This window comes from Streptomyces sp. NPDC101118, assembly GCF_044759445.1.
Lineage (GTDB): Bacteria > Actinomycetota > Actinomycetes > Streptomycetales > Streptomycetaceae > Streptomyces.
Window position 1 is genome coordinate 84,776 of sequence record NZ_JBIVZG010000023.1, and the last position, 12,377, is coordinate 97,152.

Below are 12,377 nucleotides of genomic sequence, written 5' to 3' on the forward strand. Positions count from 1 at the left end.
CTGCATGTGCGCAGCCGAGGGCGCCCGAGGGGGTGGATGCGGGGGAGGGCTCCCGGAGGGTACGGCCCGCCCTGAGGGCCCGAGGAGTCCTCCCCACGCGTCCGGCCCGCTACTTCCGGGCGTACTCACGGAAGCCGCGGCCGGTCTTGCGGCCCAGGCACCCCGCCGCCACGAGGTGCTCCAGCAGCGGTGAGGGAGCCAGGCCCGGGTCCCGGAACTCCTTGTGGAGCACCTTCTCGATCGCCAGCGAGACGTCGAGGCCGACCACGTCCAGCAGCTCGAACGGACCCATCGGGTAGCCGCCGCCCAGCTTCATGGCGGCGTCGATCTCGTCGAGCGAGGCGTAGTGCTCCTCGACCATCTTGATGGCGTTGTTCAGGTACGGGAACAGCAGCGCGTTCACGATGAAGCCCGCACGGTCCCCGCAGTCCACCGGGTGCTTGCGGATCCGCGTGCACACCTCGCGGACCGTGGCGTGGACGTCGTCGGCCGTCAGGACCGTACGCACCACCTCGACCAGCTTCATCGCCGGCGCCGGGTTGAAGAAGTGCATGCCGATCACGTCCTGCGGGCGGGACGTCGCCTTCGCACAGGCGACGACCGGCAGCGAGGAGGTCGTGGTGGCCAGCACCGCGCCCGGCTTGCAGATCTTGTCCAGGCGCTCGAACAGGCTCTGCTTGACCGCCAGGTCCTCGGCCACCGCCTCGACGGCCAGGTCGACCCCGGCGAAGTCCTCCAGGGAGTCCGCCGCGGTGACCCGGGCCAGGATCTCCTCGCGGTTCTCCGCGGTCATCCGGCCGCGGTCCACCATGCGGGACAGGGACTTGCCGATCGCGGCCTTCGCCGCGACCGCCTTCTCCGGGCTGCGGGCGGCCAGGACGACGTCGAAGCCGGCCTGCGCGAAGACCTGGGCGATGCCGCAGGCCATGGTGCCCGAGCCGGCCACGCCGACCGAGGACACCGGGCGGCCCTCGCCCAGGTGCGCCCCGTCCAGCGGGGTCTGGGCGTCGCGGACCACGGCGGCGCTGCCCGGGGCCTCGTACGTGTAGAACCCGCGGCCCGCCTTGCGGCCGGTCAGGCCCGCCTCGGCGAGGTGGCCCAGGACCGGCGCCGGGGCGTGCAGCCGGTCGCCGGAGGCCGCGTACATGGCCTCCAGGACGGTGCGCGCGGTGTCCACGCCGATCAGGTCGAGCAGCGCGAGCGGGCCCATCGGCAGGCCGCAGCCCAGCCGCATCGCGGCGTCGATGTCCTCGCGGGAGGCGTACTTCGCCTCGTACATGGCGGCGGCCTGGTTGAGGTAGCCGAAGAGCAGGCCGTCGGCCACGAAGCCCGGGCGGTCGCCGGCCGTCACCGGCTCCTTGCCCAGCGCGCGGGCGAGCGCGGTGACCGCCTCCACGGCCGGCGGGGCGGTGAGGACCGAGGAGACCACCTCGACCAGCTTCATGGCCGGCGCGGGGTTGAAGAAGTGCAGACCCAGGACCCGCTCGGGGTGCTGCGACTCGGCGGCGAGCCGGGTCACGGAGAGGGCGTTGGTGCCGGTGGCCAGGATCGTGTCCGGGCGGACGATGGCGTCCAGCGAGGCGAAGACCTGCTGCTTGAGCGCGTAGTCCTCCGGCACGACCTCGATCACCAGGTCGGCGTGGGCGGCGGCCTGCAGGTCGCCGAAGGTGCGGAAGCGGGCCAGGACGTCCGACCGCTCCTGCTCGGTCATGCGCTCACGGGCCACCGAACGGGCCGTGGCGGCCTCCAGCGCGGCGACGGCGCCACGGGCGGCGGCCTCGCTGATGTCGATGCCGATGACCTCGTGACCGGCGCGGGTGAGCACCTCGGCGATGCCGGTGCCCATGGTGCCGAGGCCGACGACGGCCACGGTCTGCAGGGAGTTCGCGGAACTCGGGGAGGCGGACTGACTGGGCGGAGTGGACTGACGGTCCATCGCGGGACTCCAGTGAGGTGGAAGGTGACGACTGGAAGGGCGGCGCGGCGCACGCGGGTGGATGAGGGCACGCGGCGTGCGGCTGTGCGGCTGTGGTGCGTTGCGGGGCCGGCTGAGGGGAACGGCCGCACGGCACGCGCGGTGCGGCGTGCCAGGGCGGTGCTGCTGCCTGAGCTCGAAGAGATGTCCGGGCGTACGTGCTGCCCGTGAGGTGGTGCGAACGGCGCGGGCCCTGTCCCGGAGCCCTGCCGTGGAACCGGCGGTCGCGGGGGCGCTTCACGGAAGTCCCCGGACCGGCCGAACCGACCGAACACTTGGGGCGGCTGCGTCACCAGGCCGCGATCCAAGTCGGCGCACCTCTGTTCGGAGGTGCTGAGGCGACATTAACTCGCCGGTAGCTTGAGCGCCAGTGGGGCGGTCGGCCGGATCCGGTGTGATCTGCGCCGCGCCACCCCTACCCTGCTGCCCATGGCCGAGGCAGACGCGGGACCAGGCGGGGCGGGCACGGGAACGGGCGTGGCGGGCACGGGAACGGGGGAGGCGGGGACCGGCACGGAGGAGCGCGGGACCGCCACGCAGGAGTCGGGGCCCGGCGAGGGACGGACGGGGCCCGGGACGGAAGGGACGGGGTCCGGCGCAGGACGGACGGGGCCCGGGACGGAAGGGGCGGGGTCCGGCACGGAACGGACGGGGCCCGGCACGGAAGGGACAGGGCCCGACCCGGCGGAGGCGCGTCGCTTCGCCGAGCGGATCCGGGCCGAGGCGGGGGCGGCGTGCGAGCCGCTGCTGACCGCACCGCCGGAGGACCTGGCCCCCGTACTCACCGAGCTGGAGCAGCCCCTGTGGGCCCGGGAAGTGGCCGCCTTCCGGCTGGGCTGCGCGGGGGACCGGCGGGCCTTCGAGTCGCTCGTCCTGCTCCTCAACCACCGCGACCCGCCGCGCTGCGCGTCCGCCGCGCACGCCCTGGCCCGGCTGGGCGACCCGCGCACCGCCCGGGCCGCCGCGGCCCTGGCCACCAACCCGCTGCGCACCGCCTACGCCACCCACGCGGTACGGCTCCTCGCCGAGCTGCGGGCCACCGAGTCGGCACCGGCCCTGATCGCCACCCTGGACCGCCTGCTCTCGCCGCACGACCCGTACTGGCGGGTGGCCCTGGCCTGCGTCGAGGGCCTCGGCACCCTGGCCGACCCCCGCGCCCGCCCCTCCCTCACGGCGGCCCAGTCCCACCCCCGCCTGGCCGTGGCGGCCACGACGGCCCTCCGCCGCCTCCCCTGACCGACGGCCGGGGAGGCGCCGGGCCGGGTCCGTCAGGAGGCGACGACGGCGGTCGGCGCGCTGACCGCGGTCCCGCTGTGGTGCCCGGTGCGGAGGGCGGTCACCCTGACGGTGATCCGCTTGCCGCGCTGCGCGCTGCGCAGCACCAGGGTGGTGCCGGTCGCGCCGTCGATCGCCGTGCCGTCGGCGTACCACTGGTAGCGGTACGAGGTCGGCACGGGCGTCCACGTCCCGCGCGCGGCGGTGAGCGTCCGGCCCACCTTGGCGGTGCCGCCGACCGACGGCGCGGTCGTGGCCTTCGGCGCGACGCCCTTGCCCACGGCGGCCGTGGCCGCGGAGGTCGCCGACCGGCTCCCGTACTTCGCGCTGTGCGCCCGCACCGTGACGGTGACCTTCTTGCCGAGCGCGGACGCGGGCACCACCAGGCTCGACCCGGTGGCCCCGTCGATGGCGACCCCGTCGGCCTTCCACTGGTAGGTGTACGAGTCCGGCACCGGCGTCCAGACCCCGTGCGAAGCCGTCAGCTTCGCCCCGACCCGCGCGGTCCCGGTGATCGCGGGGGCGGTGGTGTTCTCGAGCGGGGAGGACGTGACGGTGAAGTAGCCCGCGCTGAAGCTCGCGAACCGCATGCCCCAGCTCCCGGTCGCGGCGCCCTTGAGGTCCAGGACCGCGGTGAGCGTCCTGCGGTCCTCGGAGACGTACACGTTGGTGGCCACGATCTCCTTGTCCGGTCGGGTGATGCGGAGCTGGTGGTCCATGTGCAGCGAGTTGCCCTTGACCGTAACGGTGACCTTGGTGCCGGTGATGCCTGTGGCAGGCGCCGCCGAGTCGAGCCGCAGCTGCTCGACGCCACAGATGCTCGTGCAGACGAGTTCAGCACGGTACGACGTCTTCGCGGCCTTCTCGGGCAGACCGAGCACGAAGAGTGAAGGCACGGCCTTGTCCGAGTACGGGCTGTCGACCGAGCAGCGGTACTCGGCACCGCCGGTGCCGGTGGAAAGGGTGCAGCCGTATCCGAGGTCAGGGCCGTACAGCGCGGGGACCCCGGTCTCCGCGGCGCCCGCGGTGTCACTGACCGGCACGTCGAAATGCGCGTTGTACGACGTGGGCAGGGCCAGGCAGACGGAAGTGTGCTCCTCGTCCAGCGAGCCGGTCATCGGACCGTAGCCGTAATTGACGTTCGCGACACTCCTGCACTCGGCCGCCGGTCCGGCCGCCGTCGCGATGCGCTGAGCATCGAAACGGTAGGTCTCCGCTGCCTTGAGCCAGTACGGGACGTAGACCAGCACCTGGTAGCGGGTGAAGCCGCTGACCGCGCACGAGGCGTTCCGAGGGCAGCGGAGCGGGGTCCCGTCGGCACCGAACACGAACATGTTCGCGGTGCCCAGGGGGTCGCGGACGTTGATGTGGAGTACGTCCGCGGCGTCCGAGGCCGTCACCTGGCGGCACTTGTAGAGGCCGGCCGCGGCCAGGGTGCCGCCCTTCGATGGCCCGCCGACGGCGGTGGGAGCGGTGGCCGTGCAGCCCTTCGCCGCCTCCGTCACGTCGCGGCGGACCAGACTGTACGTCGCGGCCGCGTCGCTTCCGATGACCAGCACCATGTGGCGGACGCCGGCAGCCAGGTTGCAGGTCGTGGCCGAGGGGAGCTGCTGGCCGCCGGCCGAGCAGGCGGTCGTGCCGTCCGGACGGATGACCGAGAACTGGGCGCCGAGTCCGCCGGACAGGCCCCGCAGCTGCATCTGCTCGACACGAGGGCGCTCATCGGCGGGAATGTCGAAGCAGTGGGTGAAGACGCCCGAGCCGGTGGCGAACAAGGCCGCAGGGCTGGTGGACGTGAAGTCGCCTGCCGGGATGGCTGGGCAGTCCTGCTCGTCGGTGCGGTGGAGGGCGAGCGCGTACGCCCCGGTGCCCTCGTCGGTCCCCGGCGTGACCTGAGCCCGGAAAGGTCCCGCACCGGTCAGCAGGCAGGTGCCCGAGCTCAGGGTCCGCCAGTCACAGAGCTGCGTCCCGGCCGCGTCGACGACGACGGTCTCCGGCCTCGGCGCGGGGCGGTCGTACGGCTGGCGTACGGCCAACCGGGCGCCGGCAGGCAGCGGTAGGACAAGACAGTCGGCCTTGTCCGTCTCGGTGAAGACGCCCCGGTAGGTGCCCAGCGCGACGGCCTCACAGTCCCCGGCCTCTTCGCCCGGGGCGGCCCAGGCCGGGGCGGTGGGCAGCAGCAGGGACAGCAGGACCGACAGGGCGAGGACGAGTCTGGCGTACGGCGTCGGGTACGCGCGCGGACGCGCGGTGTGTGGCATGCCGATCCCCCCGGATCGTTTCTGGTGTGGCCGCGCGCCGGCGCAAGGGCGGGGCGGCGGGCGGCGGGTGCGGTGCATGATCGCACACGCGATCGCCCGGGGGCACCGGCATTCCGGGTTGCGGGAGTCAGGCCTCCCGCACCACCGCGAAGGCCTCTATTTCGACCAGGAGCTCCGGGCGGAAGAGGGCGCTGACCTGGACCGCCGAGCTGGCCGGGTAGCGGTCGGGGGCGATGAACCCGTCGCGGGCCGCGCGGACGGCCGGGAGGTGGGCGATGTCCGTCACGAAGTACGTCAGCTTCACCACGTCGTCGAAGGTCGCCCCCGCCGCCGCGAGGCAGCGGCGGAGGTTCTCGAAGACCTGGCGGGTCTGGGCGCCGGCGTCGCCCGCGCCCACCACCTCGCCCTTCTCGTCCAGCGCGCACTGGCCCGAGACCGCGACGAAGCGGCCGGTGCCCCAGACGGTGTGGCTGTAGCCGGTGCCGGGGGCCATGCCCTCGGGGGCCGGTACGCGGGTGATGTGGCTGTGGCTGTCGCCGGATGTGCGGCTCGTCGTGGTCATGGGTGACATCCCATCATCCGGCTGCGGGGGAGGCCCCAGGGGCCGCCCCCGTCCGTACGCGCCGCGCAGCGGACCGTCAGCCGCGGAAGCCCAGGAGGCCGTGGAGCGCGGTGCCGTGGGCGGCGGGGGCCGCGGCGCGGGTGGCCGGGGCCGGCTTCGGTTCCGGCTGGGCCGGGCACGTGGCGTCCGCCGGGCCCGCCTCGCGCGCACCGTAGTGCGCGTCCGCCTCGCGGGTGCCGGCCGCCGCCGCCCTCGGCACGGTGCCGTCCGTCAGGTACGCGACCAGGTGGCGGTCCAGGCAGGCGTTGCCGCTGAGGGAGATGCCGTGGTTGCCGCCGCCCTCCTCCACCACCAGTGCCGAGCCCGCCAGCCGCTGCCGCATCGCCACCGCCCCCGAGTACGGCGTCGCCGCGTCCTCCGTGGCCTGGAGGAGCAGGGCAGGCGGCAGCTCCGCGTTCGTGACGTCCGGCAGCTCCAGCGGCGCGGTGTTCCAGAACGCGCAGGGGGCGTTGTACCAGGCGTTGTTCCAGGTCATGAAGGGCGCCTTGGCGTGCGTGCGCCACATGTCCCGCCGCCACTCGCTCCACTTGCGGGGCCAGGCCGAGTCACGGCACTGCACGGCGCTGTACACGCTGTAGCTGTTGCCCGCGGCCGGGTCCACCGCGCCGAAGCGCTCGTACGCGGCCACCAGCGGCTTGGCGTCCCGGTCGCGCACGTATGCGGAGAAGGCCTCCGCCAGGTTCGGCCAGTAGCCGTTGAAGTAGCCGCCCGGCAGGTAGGTGTCCTCCAGCTCCGACGGGCCCACCTTGCCCCCGGCCGGCTCGGTGCGCAGCGCGGTCCGCATTCCGTACCAGGCCCGCTCGACCGCCGCCGGGTCCGTGCCGAGGCCGTACCGGTCGTCGTACTTCGCCACCCACGCCAGGAAGGACTTGTGCCGGGCGTCGAAGGCCAGGTCCTGGGCCAGGTTGTCCTCGTACCAGACACCCCCCGGGTCCACCACCGAGTCCAGCACCAGCCGCTGCACCCGCTCCGGGAACAGCCTGGCGTAGACCGCGCCGAGGAAGGTGCCGTACGAGTAGCCGAAGTACGAGATCCGCTCCGCGCCCAGCGCCCGGCGCACCAGGTCCATGTCGCGGGCGGCGCTCACCGTCCCGATGTGCGGCAGCACGTCGCCGTGCTTCTCCTGGCACTCGCGGGCGAAGGCGGCGGCGCGGTCCAGGTTGGCCCGCTCGTCCGCCGCCGTGAGCGGTACGGAGTCCGGGCGGACCGGCGCGAAGTGCCCCTGGCCGCAGTTGAGCGCGGGCTGGCTCTGGCCCACGCCGCGCGGGTCGAAGCCGATCACGTCGTAGCTCTCGGCCACGGCCTTGGGCAGCGCCGACGCGACGAAGCCGGCCAGGGTCCGGCCGCTGCCGCCCGGTCCGCCCGGGTTGACCAGCAGCGGGCCCCGGGAGGTCTTGCCGGTGTGCGGGACCCGGGTCAGGGCGAGTGTGATCAGGCGGCCCGCGGGCTGCGCGTGGTCCAGCGGCACGCCCAGGGTGGCGCACTGGAGGGTCGGGTAGCGGGCGGTCGCACAGCTCTTCCAGGCCAGGGCCTCCGCCTTGGGGACGGGACTGGCCCCGGCCGGCGGGACGGCCGCCGCCACCGTGGCGCTCAGCACGGTGGCGAGGGACATCAGGACTGCTGCGCGCTTCTTCATGGGGCCTCCCGAGCCGCTGGGTCTGGGCGGAATCGTCGCGGAATCGTCCCTGATATTCCGGCCGGAAGGCGTGACTGTGCTGACTATTGGCCCGATTTGATGATGCTTCAGAGTATTCGTATGGAGATCGCGGCCCCTAGAGGAGTGTGAGCTGGGTGGGTTCGGCCGCCTCGCGGGCGGGCGCGGGCGGCGGGGGCGCGATCCGCCGGGCGGCGCCCCGCCGGGCCGGCCCGATGCCGAATTCCGCGGCCAGTTCGTGCACTTGGCGGGTGATCCGGCGCTGGTACCAGGTGGGTGCGTAGGCGCCGCCCGCGTACAGCTGTTCGTACGCGCGGACCAGGCCCGGGTGGTGGGCGGCGAGCCACGACATGAACCACTCCCGCGCCCCCGGCCGCAGATGGAGTACCAGGGGTGTCACGGACTCGGCGCCCGATTCGGCGATCGACCGCACGGTGCGGCGCAGCTGCTCGGGGGAGTCGCCGAGGAAGGGGATCACCGGCGCCATCAGCACCCCGACGCCGATCCCGTGCGCGGTCAGGGTGCGTACGGCGGCCAGCCGGGCCTCGGGCGAGGGCGTGCCCGGCTCCACGGTGCGCCACAGGCCCGCGTCGGTGAAGCCGACCGAGACGGACACCCCGACGTCCGTGACCTCGGCCGCCTGCCGCAGCAGCGGGAGGTCGCGCAGGATCAGGGTGCCCTTGGTGAGGATCGAGAAGGGGTTCGCGTAGTCCCGCAGGGCCTCGATGATGCCCGGCATCAGGCGGTAACGGCCCTCGGCCCGCTGGTAGCAGTCGACGTTGGTGCCCATGGCGATGTGCGCGCCGGTCCAGCGGCGCGCGCCGAGCTCCCGGCGCAGCACCTCGGGGGCGTTCGTCTTGACCACGATCTGGGAATCGAAGCCGAGGCCGGTGTCGAGGTCGAGGTAGGCGTGCGTCTTGCGCGCGAAGCAGTACACGCAGGCGTGGGAACAGCCGCGGTACGGGTTGACCGTCCATTCGAACGGCATCCGCGAGGCGCCCGGCACCCTGTTGACGACCGACCGGGCCCGCACCTCGTGGAAGGTGATCCCGCGGAACTCGGGGGTGTCGAACGTACGGGTGACCACCTCGGCCGTCCCGAAGAGCGCGGCCGGCGGGCCGGCGGGCGGGCCGCCGGCGGGTGCGGGCGCAGGTGCGGAACCGGGTGCGGGTGGAGGTACGGAACCGGGTGCAGGGGCGGAACCGTGTGCGGGCGCGGAACCGGGTGCGGGCGCGGGTGCCGGCATGGAGCCGGGTGCGGGTGCGGGTGCGGGTGCGGGCCCGGCGGTCCCGGACCCCGCCGGCGGGGGCGCGACCGGCCGCGCCGCCGGCTCCGCGGTGCGGTCGTCCGCCGTGTCGCGCGAGTGCGCGAGATGGTCCCAGCGCATGGCGCCTCCCTCGGGTAGCTCGGGGCGAGAATAGAACAAGTGTTCCCATGATCGTGCGCGTCCGCATCCCGGCGGGCATCCGGCCAGGCCCCGGGCACGCGCGCCCCGTACCGCCCGCCGGCCAGACGGGGCACCGCCGACCCCGATTTGGCCGCCCCCAGCCGAGGTGGTTGGCTTGCCGCCGACGCGAAGTCGATCGATCACCACTGCTGCACGACTGCTGGAGGAACAGGTATGGCGCAGGTCGAGGCCACCACGGAGCGGATCATCCAGGCCGACGCGGACACCGTGTTCGACGCGCTGGCCGACTACACCGGCACCCGCTCCAAGCTCCTCCCGGAGCACTTCAGCGAGTACGAGGTGCGCGAGGGCGGCGACGGCGAGGGCACCCTGGTCCACTGGAAGCTCCAGGCCACCAGCAAGCGCGTGCGCGACTGCCTGCTGGAGGTCACCGAGCCCACCGACGGCCAGCTCGTCGAGAAGGACCGCAACTCCTCGATGGTCACCACCTGGACCGTCACCCCGGCCGGCGAGGGCACCTCCCGCGCCGTGGTCACCACCGTCTGGAACGGCGCCGGCGGCATCGGCGGCTTCTTCGAGCGGACCTTCGCCCCCAAGGGCCTGGGCCGGATCTACGACGCCGTGCTCGCCAACCTCGCCCAGGAGACCGAGAAGGCCTGAACCCCGACCCCGACCCCGCCCCCGGGGCCGGGCCCGCCGCGCGACCACGACCGCGCCGCACCGGCCCCGCCGTGTGACCGCGCGCCGGCGCGTTGACGCCGCCCCGGCTCACCGGATCGGGTGGTAGGCGCGGCCCGTCGGGACCTTTCGTCCCGACGGGCCGCCGTCGTTCCCTGGGCCCCCGCAAAGGCCCTGGATACGCTGGGGGACCGGCGCCCAGCGCGGTCACCCCCGTGTCGGGCGCCCCGGGCGGCGACCCCGCCCGCGCCACCAGCCGCGACCCACCGGGGGCACGATGAAGATCCTCATCTCCGCCGACATGGAAGGCGCCACCGGCGTCACCTGGCCCGCCGACGTGCTCCCGGGCACCCCGCAGTGGGAACGCTGCCGGGCCCTGTTCACCTCCGACGTGAACGCCGCCGCCCTCGGCTTCTTCGACGGCGGCGCCGACGAGGTCCTCGTGAACGAGGCCCACTCGACCATGCGCAACCTGCTCCTCGAACGCCTCGACGAGCGGATCCAGATGCTCACCGGCCGCCACAAGTCCCTCTCGATGGTCGAGGGCGTCCAGCACGGCGACGTCGACGGCATCGCCTTCGTCGGCTACCACACCGGCGCCGGCACCGAGGGCGTCCTCGCCCACACCTACCTCGCCAACTCCATCACCGGCGTCTGGGTCGACGGCGTCCGCGCGAGCGAGGGCCGGCTCAACTCCCTGGTCGTCGCCGAGTACGGGGTCCCCGTCGTGCTGGTCACCGGTGACGACCTCACCTGTGCCGACGCGCTCCACTACGCACCGGGCGCCCGTACCGTCGCCGTCAAGGACCACGTCTCCCGGTACGCCGCCGTCTGCCGCACCCCCGCCCGCACCGCCGCCGACATCCGGTCCGCCGCCAAGGAGGCCACGGCCCTGGCCGTGCGTCACGACCCGCGCGCGGACGGCCCCTTCACCGTCGAGGTCGAGTTCGACGCGGAGCACCTGTCCGCCGCCGCGACCGTCGTCCCCGGCGTGGCGCGGGCCGGCGAGCGCCGGATCGCGTACACCAGCGGGACGATGTACGAGGGGATTCGCACGTTCAAGGCCGTCACGACGATCGTCTCGGCCGCGGTGGAGGAGCAGTATGGCTGACATGAACCCCGCACAGCAGCCCGGCGGGCCCGCCGGAGACCCCGGCCCCGTCGACGAGCGTGCCCTGGCCGAAGTCGTCGAGTTCACCTCCGGTCTCATCCGCATCGACACCACCAACCGCGGCGGCGGCGACTGCCGCGAGCGCCCGGCCGCCGAGTACGCCGCCGAGCGCCTCGCCGGCGCCGGCCTCGAACCGGTCCTGCTGGAGCGCACCCCGGGCCGCACCAACGTGGTCGCCCGCCTCGCCGGCACCGACCCGGACGCCCCCGCCCTGCTCGTCCACGGCCACCTGGACGTCGTACCGGCCGAGGCCGCCGACTGGGCCGTGGACCCGTTCTCCGGCGAGGTCAGGGACGGGGTGGTCTGGGGCCGCGGCGCCGTCGACATGAAGAACATGGACGCGATGGTCCTGGCCGTCGTCCGGGCCTGGGCGCGGGCCGGGGTCCGGCCCCGCCGCGACCTCGTCATCGCCTTCACCGCCGACGAGGAGGACAGCGCCGTCGACGGCTCCGGCTTCCTCGCCGACCACCACCCCGGCCTCTTCGAGGGCTGTACGGAGGGCCTCAGCGAGTCGGGCGCCTTCACCCTGCACACCGGCGACGGCCTGTCCCTCTACCCGATCGCCGCCGGCGAGCGCGGCACCGCCTGGCTGAAGCTCACCGCGCACGGCACCGCGGGCCACGGCTCCAAGCCCAACCGCGCCAACGCCGTCAGCCGCCTCGCGGCCGCCGTCACCCGCATCGGCGACCACGAGTGGCCGGTCCGGCCGACCGCCACCGTACGCGCCGCCCTCGCCGAACTCGCCGCGCTGTACGGCGTGGACGCCGACCCGCACGCCCCCGGCTTCGACCCCGAAACCCTCCTCGGCAAGCTCGGCCCCGAGGCCGCCGCCCTGGTGTCCGCCACCCTCCGCAACAGCGCCAACCCGACCATGCTCCAGGCCGGCTACAAGCTCAACGTCATCCCCGGCACCGCCACCGCCTACGTCGACGGCCGCGTCCTGCCCGGCGGCGAGGACGAGTTCCGCACCACCCTCGACCGGCTCACCGGCCCCGACGTGGACTGGGAGTTCCACCACCGCGAGGTGCCCCTCGAAGCGCCCGTCGACTCGCCCACGTACGCCGCCCTGCGCGCCGCCGTCGAGCGCTTCGACCCGGACGCCCGCGTCGTGCCCTTCTGCATGGCCGGCGGCACCGACGCCAAGCAGTTCTCCCGTCTGGGCATCACCGGCTACGGCTTCTCCCCGCTGAAGCTGCCGCCCGGCTTCGACTACTGGTCGCTCTTCCACGGCGTCGACGAGCGCGTCCCCGTGGAGGCCCTGCACTTCGGCGTCCGGGTCCTCGACCACGCGCTGCGCTCGCTGTAACGCCCCCGCCCGGCTGGAGAGAGACGT

The 12,377-nt window shown here is 74.1% G+C and carries 9 protein-coding genes; 4 read left to right on the forward strand and 5 right to left on the reverse strand.

From position 1 onward, the window contains the following. Nucleotides 1-109 precede the first annotated feature (109 nt). Entirely contained in the window at nt 110-1,936 is a 1,827-nt protein-coding gene (locus ACIQUQ_RS29545) for a 3-hydroxyacyl-CoA dehydrogenase family protein (RefSeq protein WP_403981909.1), read from the reverse strand. A gap of 750 nt (nt 1,937-2,686) precedes the next feature. Here ACIQUQ_RS29545 and ACIQUQ_RS29550 point away from each other — a divergent pair. Further along, nucleotides 2,687-3,211: a HEAT repeat domain-containing protein gene (locus ACIQUQ_RS29550; protein ID WP_403982000.1), complete on the forward strand. Its 525-nt coding sequence runs from the start codon at nt 2,687-2,689 to the stop codon at nt 3,209-3,211. Nucleotides 3,212-3,243: 32 nt separating this feature from the next. Here ACIQUQ_RS29550 and ACIQUQ_RS29555 read toward each other — a convergent pair whose 3' ends face one another. The 4 genes from ACIQUQ_RS29555 to ACIQUQ_RS29570 form a co-directional block, all read right to left on the reverse strand. Then, nucleotides 3,244-5,511: a hypothetical protein gene (locus tag ACIQUQ_RS29555; protein ID WP_403981912.1), complete on the reverse strand. Its 2,268-nt coding sequence runs from the start codon at nt 5,509-5,511 to the stop codon at nt 3,244-3,246. Between the two features lie 127 nt (nt 5,512-5,638). Then, complete coding sequence (locus tag ACIQUQ_RS29560; protein WP_403981915.1) at nt 5,639-6,073, reverse strand: RidA family protein; 435 nt, start codon at nt 6,071-6,073, stop codon at nt 5,639-5,641. Between the two features lie 76 nt (nt 6,074-6,149). Next, complete coding sequence (locus ACIQUQ_RS29565) at nt 6,150-7,769, reverse strand: alpha/beta hydrolase (RefSeq protein WP_403981918.1); 1,620 nt, start codon at nt 7,767-7,769, stop codon at nt 6,150-6,152. A 136-nt stretch (nt 7,770-7,905) separates the two neighbouring features. After that, the gene (locus tag ACIQUQ_RS29570; protein WP_403981920.1) at nt 7,906-9,174 is read right to left on the reverse strand and encodes an Rv2578c family radical SAM protein; all 1,269 of its coding nucleotides are present in this window, start codon (nt 9,172-9,174) and stop codon (nt 7,906-7,908) included. A 234-nt stretch (nt 9,175-9,408) separates the two neighbouring features. Here ACIQUQ_RS29570 and ACIQUQ_RS29575 point away from each other — a divergent pair, with 234 nt between their 5' ends. The 3 genes from ACIQUQ_RS29575 (at nt 9,409) to ACIQUQ_RS29585 (ending at nt 12,350) form a co-directional block, all read left to right on the forward strand. Next, nucleotides 9,409-9,855: an SRPBCC family protein gene (locus tag ACIQUQ_RS29575; RefSeq protein WP_403981922.1), complete on the forward strand. Its 447-nt coding sequence runs from the start codon at nt 9,409-9,411 to the stop codon at nt 9,853-9,855. Between the two features lie 295 nt (nt 9,856-10,150). Then, nucleotides 10,151-10,984 carry a M55 family metallopeptidase gene (locus ACIQUQ_RS29580; RefSeq protein WP_403981925.1) on the forward strand — a complete coding sequence of 278 codons (834 nt, stop codon included), beginning with the start codon at nt 10,151-10,153 and terminating at the stop codon, nt 10,982-10,984. Next, entirely contained in the window at nt 10,977-12,350 is a 1,374-nt protein-coding gene (locus ACIQUQ_RS29585; protein WP_403981927.1) for a M20/M25/M40 family metallo-hydrolase, read from the forward strand. The genes ACIQUQ_RS29580 and ACIQUQ_RS29585 overlap by 8 nt, the downstream gene beginning before the upstream one ends. Nucleotides 12,351-12,377: the final 27 nt, after the last annotated feature.